Raw genomic sequence first — 18,278 nt, forward strand, 5'->3', positions numbered from 1 at the left:
TTTTATAAAAATATAGAAATTATTAGAGTGACAAAATTTTCAAAGATTACAGAAGGGAAAGTGATTAACATAAAAAAGGTTATCTGCATTTTTGGGATATTATTTCTTTTAGCACTAGTAGGCTGTTCTTCTAAAAATAATGCTGGTCAGGATAAACCAAAAGAATCTATTAATAATCAACATAAGGTGGAGGAAACCACAAAAGAAAGTGGTAAAGATATTGTCAGGGAAGAACGTGATTGGAAAGAAAGCGAATACTTTAAAATTGATAATAACACACTAATTGGAACACCCAATCTCTTAGGAGTTACATTTGATGAAAATGATAAATTTTATGTAAATAAACCTCAAAAACATATTTGGTATTTTTGGGGAACTGGTGAACAATTGAATGGTAAACTAACGGTAAAAGCAATTCACCAAGACACTTCTGAACAAATTGAGTTAGTAAAAGATGCTCCTATGGGTGGTTCGCTTAATGGAGCTAATGGCCACGCCCCAACAACTATGAAATTTAATAAAAGTGGGACGTGGGCTTTAGATACCTATATAGGTGATAAATTATTTGGTAGTGTTACCATTATGGTTGAGGATTAATTAGAAACTAGTCACTTTCAATAGTTAAAGTTACTATCGCTGTTTTTAAAATTTTCTTATTAGGAATAGTCGTTACTCCATAATGGCGCTTTTCTGTAATAAGGAACCGCTATTTCCATTTAGGGCCATATAATTGAATAAAACCTTTAAGGAAAACTGGATATCTATGTTGAAATATTGTTGAGTTTGTGAAGAATTACACTTAAGCTAACGAGCAGTATAGTTGAATTAACATTTTATTAATAAGTAGTTATAGCATCTTTGTTAAATTTACGAGTGCGAAAAAATTTTTTGTTGGTTCTAGAGAGAAAAATACTATATCATAACACTAGTTCTGTTTGAGATTTTATATACAAACAAAAAGGCAGGTAAGTGTTATGGAGATAAAGACTGAACGATGTACTGTACGTCGATTTGAAGAGAAAAATCTTGACGATTTTATGCAATATAGAAATGATGAAAACTGGATGCGATATCAGGGTTTCAAAGGATTGACAAAGCAAATGTATGCTAAAGAATTACTTAGCGAACCTTCTTTTTTAAAGGGGGTACAGCTTGCCATAATCAACAATACAACTAATCGATTGATTGGTGATGTTTATTTAAAAAGGGAAAATTACACTTTTTGGATTGGATACACTATAAGTCCTTTTCACGCCAAGCAAGGCTATGTATATGAAGTACTTGTTAAAATTATCGCTTGGCTCAAGCAAAAAGGCTGTATCAATATAAATGCAGGTGTTTCATCTGAAAATCTTGCTTCAATCAACTTACTTAAAAAGCTTAAATTTACTTATCTTTCCACAGATGATAACGGTGAACTTATATATTCATTGGATTTGCAAAAGCTATGAACTTTTCTCAATGACCAATTCGCTTAAAAGAAAATAATATTATGTTTAAAAGGATTAATCTTATGATGTAATTCACTTAAACTATCGGGTGCTTTTCTTAAATAAGCAACAACCTTTTGCGACATCCAGACCAACTACTTGATTCATGTATTATCTCCTCCTGATGTAATGGATTGACCGGTAACCTCTATCTACCTTGTCATTCATATCTTCGCTTGTTATACGGGATCACTATGTCCCAACCAGCCTAATCATGTGTTAACAAGTAGAGGGCGAACAGTTTAATGGTCGGGATCAAGCCCCACGGGCGCGTACGTTCTACCCCGGCTACGGTTATCATATATCGATATAAAAAAAGGTCAACCAGAAATATTTTCTGACTGACCTTAAAATACGAAAGGGCGCTTTAATGGAGGAAAGATCACAAAAATGAACCAGCTTTTTTTTAATGAGTGATTCAATTGAATATAGTAAGAGTGTGTTTTGATCAATCTTTTTTCAAAACATGCTCTTTTTTTTGTTCGTTTATTAAGGTTATTAGTGTCAATTGATGCAATCGGAAGAAAAAGGTTGTAAAGATTACCTATCGATTAAACAGCTATAGCACCCTGAGTAATAACTTGAAAGTTCTTTTACCTAGTTGTCCAATTTCAATGAACCTAGTAAGTTGGAATTTAATAAACAGACTACATAAGACTTTAATCGACAGCGTTTTCATTTATTATATTTTATACTAGTAATTCGATATATAGATACAAAAAAATAAAATCGATTAATTCAGCATTACTTTTATAAACAAGATTCCTAGATAAATTTTTCTTATAGGAAAAACAATATATCAATTTATTAAGTAATAGATTTCAGTAGAGTTTGGCGGAGGGATAAGAGTGAATGTAAATTTCAAGGTAAATCAAAGTGTTGGAAATTATGCTAATTTAGAAGATATGGTATTGGTAAAGATGTCCCATAGTGGCGATAGCGAATCACTGGCATTTTTAATTAATAAATACCAGAACTTCGTTCAGATGAAAACACGTCCATACTTTTTAATCGGTGCAGATAAAGAGGATCTAGTTCAAGAGGGAATGATTGGTTTATATAAAGCTATTCGTGACTTTAAAGAAGACATGAATACCTCGTTTAAATCTTTTGCTGATCTTTGTATCACAAGACAAATATTAACAGCGATCAAAGTGGCTAATCGTCAAAAGCATGGTCCTCTAAATGCTTATATATCTCTGGACAAGCCACTTTACGATAATGAATCAAACTATACGCTAAAGGATATGATTTCTGAACAAGAAATAACGAATCCGGAAGTTTTAATCATAAACCAAGAAAACTTTGATGATATAAATAAAAAAATATCAAAATTGCTTAGTGAATTGGAAAGAAGGGTGATGGACCTTTATATTAAAGGACATTCATATGTGGAAATTTCTGAAGAATTGAACACACATGTAAAGTCGATTGATAATGCTCTACAGCGAGTCAAAAGAAAACTTGAACAGATACTGAGGGAAAAAATCGCAATCTAAAAAACTTCTTGGGATAATTCTTTTTATGAAAATATACATCCTCCTTAATTTAAAGAAACCCTACATTTTGATCAATCTTAGTTCAGAATGGTTTCTTTGTTAATAATAAAATTTGATTTAAGAATGGGGATAGTATCAGAGCATTCCCGATCAGAATCAGGTTATAGAATGTACCCATCGAAAACAGTTGATCGAATTCGGTTTATTAAACGAATGCAAGAATTAGGATTCTCTTTACCTTAAATTCATAAATTACTTGGGGTAGTTGATAAAGATGATGAGCGATGTCTGCATATGTATGATTTTGTCATTCAGAAAATAGATGAAGTACAAAAGGAGATTAAAGACTTAAAAAGAATAGAACATATGCTTACTATTTTGAAAGAATGATGCCCTGATGAAAAATCTTTATATGAATGTCCTATTATTGAAATCTTAATGAATAAGAAAAAGGTGGGAGAATGATGGAAGATTGTTGTAGTAACGTAAATAAAATAAGAACTGAAAGTGATGGTATCTGCCCATTATGTAAAAATAAAGGTAAAAAGGTACTGTTAATTACACTAAAATCATTACTTAAACCATCCGCATTAGAGTCATTAAATGCAAAAGAAAGTCACTATTTTTGCTCAACTAAAAAATGTAACGTAGTCTATTTTGATACGAATAATAACATGTATCTTATATCTGATATACAGGTAGCTGTTTATCAAAAAGATGATTCGTCTCTTACACCGATTTGTTATTGTTTTGACTGGACAAAAGAGAGAATAATGGAATATGTTGAAAACGGTATTAATCCTAATCCGGTAGAACATATTCGAGAGAACATAAAGGAAAACCGATGCGGTTGTGAAGTGAATAACCCTCAAGGTAGTTGCTGCCTAGGAAACGTTACAAAGTTTATTAATCAATTAACATAGGGAGGATTTTATGGGTTATTGTGAAGATATGAGAGAAATGATCGGAAATGCTCCACTGATAATAGTCCGACCAAGCGTTGCTATAATAAATAATAAAGGCGAAATATTATTGTATAGATATTCAGGTGCACCTTGGGGAATTCCAGGTGGAATTTTGCAGTTAAATGAGTCAGTTGAGCATTGTATTAAAAGAAATGTAAAAGAAGATTTAGGTTTGATGTTAAATTCTCTAAGATAATTTGGTGTTTACTCTGGTCAGGAATTAAATACAAAACCTGAAAACGGTGAAGATGAATATCATACTGTTGCAATTGGTTATTTATGTACGGACTATGAAGGAGAATTAATACCAGATGAGAATCAAGTAATTGAAGCTGAATTCTTCAAGTTGGACCAATTACCTGAAGAAACAGAGCCTTCCATTAAGAAAAAGTTGGTTGAATTGAAGGAGAAGCTTGTAAAAAGTTAATGTAAAAGCTATTTCTTTATCTAGCTAACGAGTGCTTTAACACGTTAACTAATAACAATTTTTGAAGTTCTTTTAAATTTTTTGATCTTCAGCAATCAGGCGCGATTGCTGAACAAAACAGGTAGAAATGAACTAACTTTTTTTAAAAACCTAACCTAAATCTGCTAAAAATGAATCTATTTTGATCAATCTTTTGTCACAATGGATTCTTCTTATTTATCATAAAATATGGGTTTGCGAGGTGTTTTGATTAAACTTTATTTCAAACCAACAGTTGTAGTAGCATAAGATAGAAACGACAATACGATTGCTCGTAAAGCAGGAACAGTACGTGTTAAAGTCGAAGAAATCGACACTGTATATGGTGAGTTTATTCACCGTCTGTTTTTTATGTACTGATACAGCCACTAACTACAAGAAGTTTGCCAAACTTAAAGGATCATTACACGAAATGGTTAATGAATACCAAAAACAGTATGTGAAAAAAAGAATATATCACATACAACACGTTAATAACTTCCATAAACGATTAAAAGGGTGGTTGGAGCGTTCTCAAGGTATGGTAACTCATTAATTGGACAACTACCTCTATTGGTTTCGTTGGCTCGAATAGGGAAAGATTTAGCATTTGGTAAATGAATAGAGCAAATGCTCATTTCAGCGTGTCAAAAGTCTAAATATACAACGGTTGAGATTTTGCGATGTGCATAAAAGAGACCTCAAAATAGAGGTCAATAAATTACTTTTCTATTGTAATATATTCATCGTCTTTAAGTCTCTTAATTTCACAATTTTCAAGCGTTTCAAATTCTTTCAGTCTATCTTCAATTGTCTTGCTTGTACTAACCTTGAACAAATCTTCTCTGTCGTAGTGAGGGAAAACAAGTTTATCCGTTAATCCTAATGCTGAAAAATCTTTAGTATTTAGTGTATCCATTTGCGGAGTTAAGTAATGAACGACCTTAATATTAGGACCAAGTAGAACAGCACCAGCACTAACACCTACAATAAATACATTTTTTGAAACGAATGGCATTTTTCTGAAATAAGAGATTTAAATACAAAAATATTAAAAGAGTATAAAGATAAAATCAATATGGAGTAGCAATGAAAAGCCCTAAAAGAGAATTAATCTCTTTTAAAGCTTTTTTACGAACTAAACTTTAAAAAGTATGCATAACTAAAAAGTATGCATAACTAAATAAATATCATCTGCAATTCTAGACCTAATAATTGTTAAATACAATAAACATGTCTAATTAAAGAAAAGTCGTTTCATTTATTATCAAAACATAAATTGTAAAAAGTCAAAAAATAAAGGTCGATACATATTAGACATCACCCTAGCCTTCAACTACTTACCTCAAAACAAGAAGAAAACCAAAAAATAATAATTATCTACTTTCCATTGCAATGTTAAGAGATTCTCTTCATAAAATTCTCGATTTATCTATGGAGTAATGGAGTTAGCCTGAAGTTCAGTAAAAAAGGATATGATGATTATTAGCGTTCATACTAACAATAAGAAGCAGGGTGGATTTTATGTATGATGCTTGGATTTATAATCATTTCATAATTACTATGTTCTTCCCTGTGTTAGTGATGGGTGGAACGATAATAATATCAGCTATCTTTATTTATTTTGTATCTAGAAAACAAAACAATTTGTAAAGGAATACCCCTATATATCTTTGATCATTAAGTTTAACCATAGCATTGAACGCTAATCTAAACACTTATCAAATGATTCCCCACTTTTAACCCCAGAAATAGGATCTATGAACAGCGCATAGAATAGTATAGAAAGACTGCGGCTAATGCTAGACATGTAGGGGATGTTTTTATATGAGTACCAGAATGATCCGGCAGTTGAAAGGTTAAGGCAATAGGAATTAATCCAACTTGTATTTGTGTATGGATTTGGCTGCATATTCACCTATCCGCGCTTGTACTTACATGACCTCCTTAAAAATACAAGCCTTCTGCCCATTTCGTCACGTACATATGGAATCTTTATCCGAATGTAGAAGACTTAAACGTGCATCGCATATTATGGCTAAAGGCAAGATGCTTATTTTTACTTATAACAAGTATTTACCTGTTTTTTCGCTCCCGATGTGCTTCAACGAAGTTTTCAGCCTCTCTGCGCATGAGAAAGAAGGTGATGACTCCAGATAAAATAGATCCACCGGCTGCTATCAGTATTCGTATTGGCATATCGATCATTGCATAATCTTTATTCAACTTCCACATAGCAAAAAAATAAACGATAATTATAACTGGAATAACTAAAATAAATCGTTTCATCCTACAGCTTCCTTTCTTATTCCTTTTAATTTAGTTTATCATAAATCAAATAATAATATTTCCATCATTTCCAAAGCTAATATTTCTAGCGTGTGACATACTGATGTATCATCTCTTTTTTTTATGGTTAAGAGAAGAAAAGTTTGCTTATTTAGGACTATTTTGAGAATAGCGTTTGCTTTATATGGTGTTATTGTAAATTTTTAATTATATCAATGGGAAATGTTAAATTGGAACCTAAAAAAGATAACTTAAAAGTGAAACCACCTACTACTTTTAGAGAACAAGTAGAGTTGTAAAAAAGTAGGAACCTAAAAAAGGAAGCAAAGAAATTTGAAAAATTCCCTATATTTTCTGCAACATATATCACTCAGAGGTTGTTAACCAAAACTATAGGAAACAGATGTACGTGAAAATCAAGTTATCGGGCTTCATAGAGCATCAATAGGAAGTTTGACCGCAAGTATTGTCCATCCAAGGGACGTATTGAAAAGCGCGAAAAATTATGAAAAAAATCTTACTGAAAATGAATAGGAACTTGAAATGATACGCAAGGAATAACTTTAAGTTTCAGATAAAGAAAAGCAAAGTCATCGTAAGGAGTCTCAAAAAGTAGCGAGAAATTTTGATTTTACTGAAGCGGAAACTAGGATGCTTATTGACCAACAGTTTCAGGAATCTTTGTGGGATGCTGATACAGAAAAAATACGGTGGCGCACTGCTTCATGAATCCATCATTGTTTTATTATTCTAATCTGGGTAGTTGTTGCACGTGTCTAGCCAAGGGTATTATTTATGCTATTTTACCAATTGGACCAACGAGCACTATGGCAGTGTTCATTTTTAATACTTATAAAAAATTTTTCCCCTAGTTTAGATCCGGTCGAATCTACTCATACTATCGATAGTAATAGTCGAATTTCCCAGAGGTGAACCACATTTGGAACTAATTTACCGAGCAGTTATTGTGTTTTTGGTCGGATTTTTATTTTTAAGGCTGTCAGGAAAAAAGGCCGTGGCCGAAATGCACTCGTTCGATTTATTGTATGTCTTTGTGCTTACGAATATTATCAGTGCACCGGTTGTGGTCAATAATCTCGGAAAAGCCATCATCTATGCTGGAATCACCGTTATTATTTATAAAATTATCGGCCGTTTATCCCTACATAATAAATTAAGATGGCTTTTATATAACAGTCCTACTGTATTGATTCGTAATGGGGACATCGATCGAAAGGGACTGAAAAAGGTCCGAATGCCTGTGAATGAATTATTGTCCCATTTGCGGGTGAAAGGTTACACGGATACACAAAATATCGCCATTGCCGTTATGGAGGATTTTGGTGATATAAGTGTCATACCTAAGGCTGATTACCGCCCTGTGCAGCCGAATGATTTAAACTTAAAGGTAAAAAAAGAATATGTGCCAATCCCTCTGATTATGGATGGCCAAATTGTTTCCCATAATTTAAAATACCTAAAGCTGGACATAGATTGGCTAATGACTGAAGTGAAAATAATGGGTGAAAAAGTAGAGAGTATCATGCTGGCCACGTTTCAGGAAAATGGAAAGTTATTTATTGATAATAATGAAATCAAAGATCATAAAAATGCTCCTTATTACTACAAGCCAGGCGAGGATAATTGATTAATTCCCCGCCCCAACTCAGCATATTCCTTTTTAAATATCATTAGGAATAAAGCTGTTGAGGGATGGGGAAAATAGCATTCCTTAATATTGAAGAAGTTCATTTCAAAAGAACAACTAAAATATTTCTTTTCTGAGGCATATTATCTTCACTTGTACAGTCCTACCTCATTCGGATCATTTATTGTTCGAGGAGACATTCCTCTCTTGGATGCTTTTTGTTTTACGGTACGTTATTGGTTAGTGTATACATCTATATTTATTTGTTCATTAACAATCGAGCGCTATTCTTAAAAAGAATTGTGCCTTATTTAGCTTTAGGGCCAATTTAATTGAATAAGACTTCCAAACAATACTGGGTATTTATTTGAGATGTAGATTTGAAATAAAGTCACTATGTTTATAAAAAAAGATGCGATGTTTTGAATAAAGTCGCGACGTTTCCCCTTTGGATATGATTATCTAAATGGGTGTTTTTATATCGAATTAAAAGGCGGATTAATGAACTTTGATTGAAAATAGAGTTTTTCCTTTAAAGTGCCAGATTGTTGAAAATCGTGTAGACAAACGTTTTCGATCAGCTGGAAATTTTTAAAAATTAACTTTGTCTACAAACTAAAAGTTAAAATAAAAATATATTTGTTGACAATATTAATAAGAAAATATAATATCGGTATATCCTAATATTACGATTAACTTTTCTTTTTTAGTTTTTTTTAATAGAAGAATAACCTTTATCTCAATATCTATAGAAGAAGGTTTTACACAATCGGTAGAGTGGGCAAAATATGTTGATAAATCAGGATATCAACATTACTCGTTATCATAACATCATAGTACAGATGCGTTAGCCTGGATCTTCTCCTGAAATTCATGCTAGCTATTTGTTAGCTAAAACAGTTAATATTAAGGTAGGTACTGATGGTGTTATGTTACCACAATATAGTGCATACAAAGTAGCAGAGAACTTCAAGGAAGCGTCTTTTGTATAAAGAAAGGATACTGGTTAACGATGGAAGAAAAACAAGTAATCATTGATGAAAAAATTGTAGACATGTTTAAAGCATTATCAAATGCAACTAGGTTGAAAATTATCCAAATGTTAAAAGAGCCGGAAAACAATTTCCCTCCCCAAGTTCATATCCATAAGGGAGACGATTTCCAAGGAGGGGTTTGTGTGGGAGATATACGAGATAAGATAGGCTTGGTTCAATCAACTACTTCTCAATATTTATCACTATTGCAACAAAGTGGTCTTTTAGAGATGAAACGAATTGGCCAGTGGACATATTATCGCAGAAATGAAAAAGTGATTACACAATTAGAAGGTTTTATTGGTAAACAACTGTAATACAATGGAGGAATTACATGAGTCTCAATCAGCATAAGGGATTTAATCGTATGTATCAAAAAGGTAAAATGACGCTTGGATTTTTACCACCATTTGAACCGATGACCAATGAGGTCCCAAAGATGGAAAATACAGTTGAGCTTTCTCGTAAAATAGAAGATCTTGGATTTTCTGCGATTTGGTTACGGGATGTTATAATGCAAGATGTAAAATCGAATGATCACGGACAAGTCTATGATTTATGGATTTATTTAACCTATTTGGCTGCACACACGAAACATATAGCGTTAGGAACTGCAAGTGTGGTGCTTCCGTTGCGTCACCCTGTTCGAGTTGCCAAAGAAGCAACATCCATCGATCGGTTATTCCCTGACCGACTGATTATGGGAGTTGCTTCGGGAGACCGACAAAAGGATTTTACTGCTTTAGGAGTAGAGCGGGAAGGAAGAGGGAATCTCTTTTAACAGAACTTCAATTTTGTTGAAAGATTACTAGAAGAAGAGCATCCAACGATTGACTCTAATCAAGGAATGATAGAAGGAAGAAGTTTGAAATTGATTCCAACTCCTGTTACGACCATTCCGACGATGGTGACAGGGTTTAGCCAACAATCCATCGAATGGATCGCTGAACACGGAAATGGTTGGATTCAATACCCACGTGGTATCGAAGAGCAAGCCACATTAATTCGAAATTATCGTGAACTAGTAGAGAGAAAGAACCCAGGGTTATTTAAACCATTTACGCAAACTTTTTACATCGATTTATTGGAAAATCCCGATGCGGTGCCGATGCCAATTCCATTAGGTTTCCGTTTAGGGCGTAATCATCTACTTGAATTATTATACAAATTCCAAGCAATAGGGGTTAATCATTTGGCGTTTGTGCCTTATTTTGCACATAGACCAATGGAAGAAATGATTCAGGAAATTGGAGAAGAAATTTTACCACATTTTCCAACACACGACTCAATTAGTTAAGGTACCTTATATTCGGAAGAATGCAATTTTTATGATTGAATTCGTCAGCAATGTTTCACTTTTATATTTGAACCATCTTCCATTTATGCACAAACAATTGTCAATGTAGGTGTTACTATTATCCAAATAGTTTTTTACTACCTTCTTTAGTATCAATGGGTTCTTTAAATAGCGATTATTGCTGTTTCGCATGGAGGCCTATTTGCAGGAGTCGATTTTTCTGTAGAAGCAATGCTTTTAAAAAAGCACGAATGAACACGATGTAATGTGAAGATTCAAATGTGTTGACAACATAAAATATAATCTTTAATATCTATATATCGAAATAAATAGATATAATTAATTATCTAATTTTTTTATTGGTAAAGTATCGTAACAACATACATATCGATGAATTTGAATTTCTCGATATAAAAATATTGTTTTATCAATAAATAATAATAAAGGAGAAAACAAATGAAAATCAGTGTATTAGATCAAACTCAGTTATTAGAAGGAATTACAGCGGAAGAAGGCTTTGCCCATTCAGTTGAGTTAGCAAAATATGTTGATAAATTAGGGTACCATCGTTATTGGTTATCAGAGCATCATAGTACAGACGCTTTAGCAGGATCTTCCCCTGAAATTCTTGCGAGTCATTTGTTGGCTAAAACAGATCATATAAAAGTAGGTACCGGCGGGGTTATGTTACCACACTATAGTGCCTATAAAGTAGCAGAGAATTTTAAGGTAATGAGTGCACTTGCTCCAGGACGTGTAGATATGGGGGTGGGGCGTGCCCCAGGAGGCCACCATTTATCTACGATTGCATTACAAGGTGAAAGAGCTAGAAATGTAGATATCTTCCCAGATCAAATTGACCAAGTGCTAGAATATCTTGAGGATACGCTACCTGAAAACCATCCTATAAGAGGTTTAGAAACAACGCCAGTTATTGATAGAAAACCGGAATTATGGATATTAGGTACAAGTAATTCTTCTGCAATTTTAGCAGCAGAAAAAGGATTGCCTTACGCCTTTGCGCAATTTATTAACTATCAGCCAGGTGGAATGGAACAAGCGTTGAAGTTATATGTTGATAACTTTACACCATCAAAATATCTAGAGAAACCAAAAGTGTTGGTCACAATGAAAGTGATAGTAGCAAGCACTGATCAAAAGGCGGAAAAAATAGCTGAAAGTGCGTTGAGGTTTAATTATTATTTACACCGCGGACGACTTACACGTCTAGTAGATTCAGAAAAAGCATTGTCACATGTAATAATTCCATCTGAAAAACGAGAAATGGAAGCTGTCAAAGAAACATATATTATTGGTTCTAAAGAAACTGTAGCTCAAAAAATAAAGGAATTAACGAATAAGTTTCCGATTGATGAACTAATGGCCATTACACCTATTTATGATTTTGAAGAACGAAAACGCTCCTTTAAATTGTTAAAAGAAGCTGTTAGTGAATAAACATACACTTTATCGGCTGGCTTCTGAAGCATAGCGGTAAAATAAATCATAGTTTCTAAATGAAGTGTTTCGTTTCTAGAGATAAGTTAAATATTTTACATATGCTAAATGAGCCAGAAAAAATTTCCCTCCTCAAGCCCATATCCATAAGAGAGACGATTTCTTTGGAAGGGTTTGTGTGGGAAATATACAAGATAAGATTGGTCTAGGGGAGTCAACGTCAACTCAATATTTATCATTCTTTCAGCAAAGTGGTCTTTTAGAAATGCATCGGGCAGTGGACCTATTATCGAAGAAATGAAAAAGCAATTAAACAATTAGAAAGCATTATCGGTAAAAGCCTTTCATAAATAGGAGGAATTATATGAGTCTCAATCAACATAAGGGATTTAATCGTATGTATCAAAAGGATAAAATGACACTTGGGTTTTTAACACCATTTGAACCAAAGTCGAATTTACTTCCAAAAATGGAGAATACCGTTAGCCTCGCGTGTAAACTTGAGAAAATGGGGTTTGCGGCAATTTGGCTACGTGATGTTACGATGCAAGATTTAGAATCTGATGATCACGGACAACTCTATGATTTATGGATTTATTTAACCTATTTGGCTGCACAGACGAAACATATCGCATTAGGAACATCTAGTGTTGTTCTTCCGTTGCGTCATCCTGTTCGAGTTGCAAAGGAAGCAACATCTATCGACCGTTTATTCCCTGACCGACTGATTATGGGAGTTGCTTCGGGAGACCGAAAAAAAGATTTTACTGCTTTAGGAGTAGAGCGGGAAGGAAGAGGAAATCTTTTTCAGGAGAACTTTAGTATCGTTGAACGATTACTGAAGGAAGTGCAGCCAACGATTGATTCTAATCAGGGAATGATAGATGGAAGAAGTATGAAATTAATTCCAACTCCTGTTACGACCATTCCGACGATGGTGACTGGGTCAAGCCAACAATCAATGGATTGGATTGCTGAACATGGAGACGGCTGGATTCAATACCCAAGGAATATTGAAGAACAAGCCTCTTTAATTCGAAACTATCGTGAATTAGTGGACAAAAAGAACCCAGGATTATTTAAACCATTTACGCAAACCTTGTATATCGATTTATCGGAAAATCCAAATGAATCCCCAACAGAAATTCCGTTGGGGTATCGATTGGGTAGAAATCATTTGTTTGAATTGTTATTTAAATTCAAGGGAATAGGTGTTAATCATTTAGTATTTGTACCGTATTTTGCTACAAGGCCAATGGATGAAATGATTCAGGAAATTGGAGAAGAAATTTTACCGCATTTTCCAACACATTAATATTAATGAAGAAGAAACTATTTTCAGATAAGAAATAGGAGTGAGAACTAGAATGGAAACGAACCAAAAGTCTAACACTGTATTTAACAAAGGTGGCTCAAGCCGTGCTGAAATTCAGCAAGTCTTTATAGCTTTTGCTAAGGCACTTGAGGCAAATGATGTTTCTACAGTTGAAAGTTATTTTTTACCTGATTCAGAAGCGAAATTTAGCCATTTAGGACAATTTAAAGGGATAGAAGCAATCATAGAAGGGTTGACTCATGTCGGACCAAAAGTTGATGTAACAAAATTTAATATAACTAATTCGTACGTTGCGGTAGCCGGAGAAAAGGCGCAACAAAGTGCCTACCTCACAGGGGTTCTTGCTAACGATATCGGAGAAGGTAAGCTTGACAGCTTTATATTTGGTGGTCATTTTGTTAATACCTATGTCAAAACTATTAAAGGGTGGAAAATTTCACATCTCCGGTTCGAGCTTGATTGGCAAAGTGGCAAAAGTAGTTATGTGAAAGATTGGAAGTTAGCTGATGGAGCGGTTGGTTGGCATCCGAAAACAGTTACACCAACTATCCTAAGTGAGTTAGATGCGCCTTGGCGAGTTTTTCCTAACCCGGATGAACAAGGTACAAATGAAGAGCAAATAGCTGAAACATATATTCGCTATTCATGGGCATTGGATCAAGCTGACTTTAGCTTATTGACAACTGTATTTACAGAGGATGCAAAAGCGGACATGTCTCCATTTGGTCTAATGGATGGACGACAGGAAATTGTTAGCTTATTGAAAATCTTGCGTTCAGGTCACCCTTATATGCAACATGCAGCCACAAACTTTCGTGTGAAGGTTACAGGAGATATTGCGACATTGAATATCTATCGTGTTGTACCGTTCCTTCCTACTAAAGAAACCTTAGATACTCCAATATTTGGTGCCCGATATGAAAGCCGATTACGACGAGAAAATGGGGTTTGGAAGTTTGAGTGGCTTCATTATATTCCAGGTTGGCTTCAAGGTGAAGAAGGTATGTGAACACAAAATATGTTTCAATGTGGGACGATGTAGAAATTGGAAGAGCTGATTTACACCTCATTGTTCTGACACTTAATCTTTTATTTAAGAGATTTTTATAGTGGAAGGTCTGTTAAGTTGGCCATAATGTTCATCCTTTCAATTCAATAATATAACTGAATAAAGAAAAGGTTAATGTGAAAACATCAGGAAGATTGAAGAATAATATTTAAAAATAGTAGTCTTAGAAGTCTAAGATGTAAAGTATAATTTGCAACGTTCAAATATAAATGTAGAAAAATATCTTATTTCCTTAAAATATGTATTCATAAATAGTAGTGCATATAAACAGTAAGCTTTGGTCTAGATAGGAATTAGTATAGGCCGTTTCTAATCTAAAAGTACTGATGTTGGGTGGAGTATTGTTATGAACGAAATACAAGAGCAAATTATCAATAAAACTGATTTGCATTTTTTTAGATATTGCCAAGAGCAGTTTGGAATAAATCGAGGGGTCTATAACACCATTGAACAGTGGTTTTATAATAAGGAAATTCAGGAAATTGCATATAGAAGGAAATATGTTCTTTGTTTTCTTAAGCACGTATACGGTGATGAAAAGGGGTCCGGAAAATTTTTGGATGAAGGATTAGTAAGTAGACTTCATAAGTTCTGGAAAAAAGAATGATAGATTAAACGATGCACTTTTATTAATAACCTTTCCTTAACTTAATAAAAGGCGAACTTCTTATTTTGATTCCATCAATCATTATAAAGCTTTGTAGCAATTTGAACAGTTGCTTGCTAGCGTAAAAGAAAAAATCTAAATTATTGTAAAACTATCATTAGTTATAAAATTAAAATTCGTTATTTTAAAAGGAGTTATTCATGAAAATATTATTTTATTTATTAGCCCTAGTAGCAGGTGCTTCATTAAGTATTGAAGGTGCAATAGGGGGAACAATAGGACGAAATATAGGAGCGATAGAAACAACCTTATTTATGTTTGCTATAGGGTTTATGACAATCCTATTAATTACGTTGTTCTTTGGTAGAGGTGATTTAAGCCAGACGTTCAAAGTACCAAAGTGGAAATTGCTTGGTGGTAGTTTAGGAAGTTTCTATAATCTGATGCTAGTCATTAGTGTGCCAATCGTTGGAGTAGGAATTTCAGTTATTGCTGCTCTTGTTGGGCAGATCGTTATGAGTACAATGATAGAACATCGTGGGTGGCTCGGATCTTCCCAAATTAAATTCAATAAAAATAAAGGTATTGCGATTATATTATTAGCTGTATCGCTCTATCTTGTATATTAAAGGGAGAGGTATGTTATGAGTATTCTTATTATTATTCTTACGCTTATATCCGGAGCAGTTTTAGCAACTCAGGCCCCAATTAATGCAGCTTTTGCTGCAAAAGCTGGATCGTTGGAAAGTACATTGGTTAACTACTTCTTTGGAACTGTAATCATGGTGATTGTAGTTGTTCTATTTGGTAAGGTAGATATGATTGCTATTTCTGAAGCACCGACTTGGCAGCTTTTATGTACGTTTTTTGGGTTAATTTATGTATTACTATCAATTATTACTGTTCCAAAAATTGGAGTAAGTGCTGTTGTTATTTCGGTTATTATTGGTCAATTAGTAACTGGCATGGTGATTGATAACTTTGGATGGTTTGGAAATACGGTCATTCATTTTGAAATCAAACGTTTAGCAGGTTTAGTAATGATGTTTATAGCACTTTATTTTACATTGAAAACTGAACCTGAAACGCAAGGGGCTCAAGAATATAAAGCGGCATAATGGTTCGAGACATAAAAGTACTAAAAAGTGAATTAGGGGAAAAGGAAAGAGCGGCTTAAGCTGGAGTGAACTCCAGATTAAGAGTATTAATAATTTATTCGATCTAAATTCTTCTTCAACATTCTGGTCCTATATGGAAAAACTTCATATGGGGGTGCTGCCGACAAAACGCGGATATTATACGCTAAGCAGATTTACCTAAAAAAGTCGGATTCCTTCCGCGTAAAGGAACCGACTTTTTAGTTTGTTTTGTTAATCGAAGCACCCGTTTATGCAGTATCTTTCAACGTTATTTTTTTAGATTTGCCTTCATTAATAATGAAATCTTTTGCTCATCTGTGTTTGAAATCTGTTCCAGTTGAGCAACGATTAACTCTTGTCTCTGCAATGGATGGTTTTGACTTAACTTTGCTTTCCCTTCTATTTTGTTGATTTTTATTTTAAATCCTTGAACACCTTTGTTCATACCAGCAAGAAACTCGGCATCTATATCTTGCAAACTGTATGAACTGTCAGGAGCTTCGTATTTCAATACCATATCATGTAAGGAGCCCGTTAACTCATGTTCATCCTCTAATAGTTCGACTTCTCCGTAAACATGAACGGTCACATAATTCCATGTCGGTACTGCTTTATTTGTCTCATACCAAGATGGAGAAATATAACAATGCGGACCATGAAAAATTGCTAAGACGGTTTGATTTTTGATATCATTCCACTGAGGATTAGGACGAGCAAAATGTCCATATAAGTATGAATGATCCTTGTTCAAAATTAACGGTAAATGAGTCGCAAAAGGCATTCCATTGTGTTGAGAAAAAAGAGTCGCAAAACTATGTTCCTTCATAATGTCGAAGGCAAGTATTTCGTCTTTAATTTTAAAATGTGCAGGAATATACATATTTTTTCTCCTCTCAAAATCTTTTCTTATCATTAAATTTATGATTTCTCTATAAGATAGCCGTTTTTTTACCATGATCCTCTTTATCAATGACTACTTCTTCATCTAATACAATTCTCATTCCATAGACTATATGCCCTACGATACATCCTTTTTCATATATAATTATTTAACTATCTCAATTGAACATGTAATTAGTTTTTCTCTGATACAGATCTGATTTTTGATACGGGAGCATTTTTTCCTAATATTACAGAAATAACAACAATCACTGCTATTACAAGAGTGAAAAATGTGATGGATTCATCTAGAAATACTGTTGAAAATAGAATCATTAAAAATGGTTGTAAGTATTGAAGCTGACTCACTCTTGCTATTCCACCCATAGCCATTCCGCTATACCAAGCAACATATGCTAGAAATTGACTAACAACTGCGAGATAAATAAAACTGACCCAAGCTTGTATAGGGGCATGGAGCATTTCAGTTGTAAGGTTTAGTCCAACTGGAATGATGAAAAATGGAGCACCGATCATAATTGCCCAAGCAATCACTTGCCAACTACCTAATTCTTTCGCTAACTTCCCACCTTCTGCATAACTAAGTCCAAGTATAATTACTGCTGCGAGTATTGCTAAATCGGCAAATTGTAATTGACCGAATCCGAGATGCAGTGCATACATAATAACAGCTAAAGAACCGATTATACTTGAAATCCAGAATTTGCGAGAAGGGATTTCACCTGCTCTAAACATAGCAAAGCCGGATGTTGATAATGGTAACAGGGCCAATTCCACAGCTCCATGGGAAACAGGCAAGGAATTCATTGCCCAGGAAGTGAGGAGTGGAAATCCTAAAACTGCACCAACAGCAACAATAAGTAGACTTTTGAATTGGCGAGGAGAAGGAAGCTTTTCTTTTCGAATAATAAATATCACAGCTACTAAAATTGCAGCAACAACCGTTCTACCTAAACCGACGACCGTAGTCCCAAAGTACTCTACAGCAATATTTGTAGAAGGAAGTGTTAAGCTAAAACAAATTACACCTACTAATCCCAACAATATTCCAAATTTTTCTCTGGTTTCTCTCGGCATCTTATCCTACCTACCTTTTTACTTC

General features: G+C 34.0%; 20 protein-coding genes and 2 pseudogenes. 18 read left to right on the forward strand and 4 right to left on the reverse strand.

All coding sequences use genetic code 11. The features are described from left to right. The first annotated feature begins 27 nt into the window (after positions 1-27). The 7 genes and pseudogenes from V179_RS0107920 to V179_RS31290 all read left to right on the forward strand — a co-directional run. A complete protein-coding gene (locus tag V179_RS0107920; RefSeq protein WP_051404885.1) occupies positions 28-597 on the forward strand; it encodes a hypothetical protein in 570 nt (189 codons plus the stop codon). A 377-nt stretch (positions 598-974) separates the two neighbouring features. After that, on the forward strand, positions 975-1,451 hold the full coding sequence (locus V179_RS0107925) for a GNAT family N-acetyltransferase (RefSeq protein ID WP_028390986.1): 477 nt from the start codon (positions 975-977) through the stop codon (positions 1,449-1,451). Positions 1,452-2,332: 881 nt separating this feature from the next. Next, positions 2,333-2,989, forward strand: coding sequence for an RNA polymerase sporulation sigma factor SigH (gene sigH / locus V179_RS0107930; RefSeq protein ID WP_034300897.1), 657 nt, complete (start codon positions 2,333-2,335; stop codon positions 2,987-2,989). A gap of 87 nt (positions 2,990-3,076) precedes the next feature. Next, positions 3,077-3,454: pseudogene (locus tag V179_RS29845) on the forward strand (MerR family DNA-binding protein). Further along, positions 3,454-3,912 carry a putative iron-sulfur cluster-binding metallochaperone gene (locus V179_RS0107935; RefSeq protein WP_028390988.1) on the forward strand — a complete coding sequence of 153 codons (459 nt, stop codon included), beginning with the start codon at positions 3,454-3,456 and terminating at the stop codon, positions 3,910-3,912. The pseudogene V179_RS29845 and the gene V179_RS0107935 overlap by 1 nt, the downstream one beginning before the upstream one ends. Before the next feature lie 10 nt (positions 3,913-3,922). Continuing rightward, a complete protein-coding gene (locus V179_RS31615; RefSeq protein ID WP_235178989.1) occupies positions 3,923-4,150 on the forward strand; it encodes an NUDIX domain-containing protein in 228 nt (75 codons plus the stop codon). A gap of 519 nt (positions 4,151-4,669) precedes the next feature. Beyond that, positions 4,670-5,092: pseudogene (locus V179_RS31290) on the forward strand (IS1595 family transposase); the annotation flags it as partial. Between the two features lie 28 nt (positions 5,093-5,120). On the opposite strand, the gene V179_RS27450 reads toward V179_RS31290, so the two are convergent. Together V179_RS27450 and V179_RS0107950 are read right to left on the reverse strand one after the other, a co-directional pair. Further along, positions 5,121-5,417: a Type 1 glutamine amidotransferase-like domain-containing protein gene (locus tag V179_RS27450; RefSeq protein WP_051404886.1), complete on the reverse strand. Its 297-nt coding sequence runs from the start codon at positions 5,415-5,417 to the stop codon at positions 5,121-5,123. A 1,058-nt stretch (positions 5,418-6,475) separates the two neighbouring features. After that, positions 6,476-6,688, reverse strand: coding sequence for a hypothetical protein (locus V179_RS0107950; RefSeq protein WP_028390989.1), 213 nt, complete (start codon positions 6,686-6,688; stop codon positions 6,476-6,478). 940 nt (positions 6,689-7,628) lie between these two features. Here V179_RS0107950 and V179_RS0107955 point away from each other — a divergent pair. The 11 genes from V179_RS0107955 (at position 7,629) to V179_RS0107995 (ending at position 16,255) form a co-directional block, all read left to right on the forward strand. Continuing rightward, entirely contained in the window at positions 7,629-8,336 is a 708-nt protein-coding gene (locus tag V179_RS0107955) for a DUF421 domain-containing protein (protein WP_028390990.1), read from the forward strand. Positions 8,337-9,348: 1,012 nt separating this feature from the next. Continuing rightward, complete coding sequence (locus V179_RS0107960) at positions 9,349-9,687, forward strand: ArsR/SmtB family transcription factor (protein WP_034300900.1); 339 nt, start codon at positions 9,349-9,351, stop codon at positions 9,685-9,687. A gap of 17 nt (positions 9,688-9,704) precedes the next feature. Beyond that, positions 9,705-10,151, forward strand: a complete 447-nt coding sequence (locus V179_RS32160; protein WP_326929536.1) for an LLM class flavin-dependent oxidoreductase — start codon at positions 9,705-9,707, stop codon at positions 10,149-10,151. Positions 10,152-10,235: 84 nt separating this feature from the next. Beyond that, positions 10,236-10,667, forward strand: a complete 432-nt coding sequence (locus V179_RS32165) for an LLM class oxidoreductase (protein ID WP_326929537.1) — start codon at positions 10,236-10,238, stop codon at positions 10,665-10,667. A 456-nt stretch (positions 10,668-11,123) separates the two neighbouring features. Further along, positions 11,124-12,125, forward strand: coding sequence for an LLM class flavin-dependent oxidoreductase (locus V179_RS0107970; protein ID WP_028390992.1), 1,002 nt, complete (start codon positions 11,124-11,126; stop codon positions 12,123-12,125). A gap of 178 nt (positions 12,126-12,303) precedes the next feature. Beyond that, the gene (locus V179_RS32170; RefSeq protein WP_326929538.1) at positions 12,304-12,426 is read left to right on the forward strand and encodes a hypothetical protein; all 123 of its coding nucleotides are present in this window, start codon (positions 12,304-12,306) and stop codon (positions 12,424-12,426) included. Between the two features lie 63 nt (positions 12,427-12,489). Beyond that, positions 12,490-13,440 carry a TIGR03571 family LLM class oxidoreductase gene (locus V179_RS0107975; RefSeq protein WP_028390993.1) on the forward strand — a complete coding sequence of 317 codons (951 nt, stop codon included), beginning with the start codon at positions 12,490-12,492 and terminating at the stop codon, positions 13,438-13,440. Between the two features lie 52 nt (positions 13,441-13,492). Continuing rightward, a complete protein-coding gene (locus V179_RS0107980) occupies positions 13,493-14,470 on the forward strand; it encodes a nuclear transport factor 2 family protein (protein ID WP_028390994.1) in 978 nt (325 codons plus the stop codon). Between the two features lie 406 nt (positions 14,471-14,876). Next, positions 14,877-15,137, forward strand: a complete 261-nt coding sequence (locus V179_RS0107985; RefSeq protein WP_028390995.1) for a hypothetical protein — start codon at positions 14,877-14,879, stop codon at positions 15,135-15,137. 200 nt (positions 15,138-15,337) lie between these two features. Further along, positions 15,338-15,766, forward strand: a complete 429-nt coding sequence (locus V179_RS0107990; RefSeq protein WP_028390996.1) for a DMT family transporter — start codon at positions 15,338-15,340, stop codon at positions 15,764-15,766. A gap of 15 nt (positions 15,767-15,781) precedes the next feature. After that, complete coding sequence (locus tag V179_RS0107995; protein ID WP_028390997.1) at positions 15,782-16,255, forward strand: DMT family transporter; 474 nt, start codon at positions 15,782-15,784, stop codon at positions 16,253-16,255. Positions 16,256-16,544: 289 nt separating this feature from the next. Here the strand turns inward: V179_RS0107995 and V179_RS0108000 are convergent, their stop codons facing one another. Further along, on the reverse strand, positions 16,545-17,156 hold the full coding sequence (locus V179_RS0108000; RefSeq protein WP_028390998.1) for an FMN-binding negative transcriptional regulator: 612 nt from the start codon (positions 17,154-17,156) through the stop codon (positions 16,545-16,547). A 194-nt stretch (positions 17,157-17,350) separates the two neighbouring features. Further along, positions 17,351-18,253, reverse strand: coding sequence for a DMT family transporter (locus tag V179_RS0108005; RefSeq protein ID WP_028390999.1), 903 nt, complete (start codon positions 18,251-18,253; stop codon positions 17,351-17,353). Between the last annotated feature and the right edge of the window lie 25 nt (positions 18,254-18,278).

This window comes from Bacillus cihuensis, assembly GCF_000504145.1.
GTDB lineage: Bacteria > Bacillota > Bacilli > Bacillales > DSM-1321 > Peribacillus > Peribacillus huizhouensis.

Bases quoted from the DNA above. Each gene is read 5' to 3' on its own strand.
- V179_RS0107925 (WP_028390986.1), top strand. From the start codon at position 975: ATGGAGATAAAGACTGAACGATGTACTGTACGTCGATTTGAAGAGAAA.
- V179_RS0107935 (WP_028390988.1), top strand. From the start codon at position 3,454: ATGGAAGATTGTTGTAGTAACGTAAATAAAATAAGAACTGAAAGTGAT.
- V179_RS31615 (WP_235178989.1), top strand. From the start codon at position 3,923: ATGGGTTATTGTGAAGATATGAGAGAAATGATCGGAAATGCTCCACTG.
- V179_RS27450 (WP_051404886.1), bottom strand. From the start codon at position 5,417: ATGCCATTCGTTTCAAAAAATGTATTTATTGTAGGTGTTAGTGCTGGT.
- V179_RS0107950 (WP_028390989.1), bottom strand. From the start codon at position 6,688: ATGAAACGATTTATTTTAGTTATTCCAGTTATAATTATCGTTTATTTT.
- V179_RS0107960 (WP_034300900.1), top strand. From the start codon at position 9,349: ATGGAAGAAAAACAAGTAATCATTGATGAAAAAATTGTAGACATGTTT.
- V179_RS32160 (WP_326929536.1), top strand. From the start codon at position 9,705: ATGAGTCTCAATCAGCATAAGGGATTTAATCGTATGTATCAAAAAGGT.
- V179_RS0107970 (WP_028390992.1), top strand. From the start codon at position 11,124: ATGAAAATCAGTGTATTAGATCAAACTCAGTTATTAGAAGGAATTACA.
- V179_RS0107975 (WP_028390993.1), top strand. From the start codon at position 12,490: ATGAGTCTCAATCAACATAAGGGATTTAATCGTATGTATCAAAAGGAT.
- V179_RS0107980 (WP_028390994.1), top strand. From the start codon at position 13,493: ATGGAAACGAACCAAAAGTCTAACACTGTATTTAACAAAGGTGGCTCA.
- V179_RS0107985 (WP_028390995.1), top strand. From the start codon at position 14,877: ATGAACGAAATACAAGAGCAAATTATCAATAAAACTGATTTGCATTTT.
- V179_RS0107990 (WP_028390996.1), top strand. From the start codon at position 15,338: ATGAAAATATTATTTTATTTATTAGCCCTAGTAGCAGGTGCTTCATTA.
- V179_RS0107995 (WP_028390997.1), top strand. From the start codon at position 15,782: ATGAGTATTCTTATTATTATTCTTACGCTTATATCCGGAGCAGTTTTA.
- V179_RS0108000 (WP_028390998.1), bottom strand. From the start codon at position 17,156: ATGTATATTCCTGCACATTTTAAAATTAAAGACGAAATACTTGCCTTC.
- V179_RS0108005 (WP_028390999.1), bottom strand. From the start codon at position 18,253: ATGCCGAGAGAAACCAGAGAAAAATTTGGAATATTGTTGGGATTAGTA.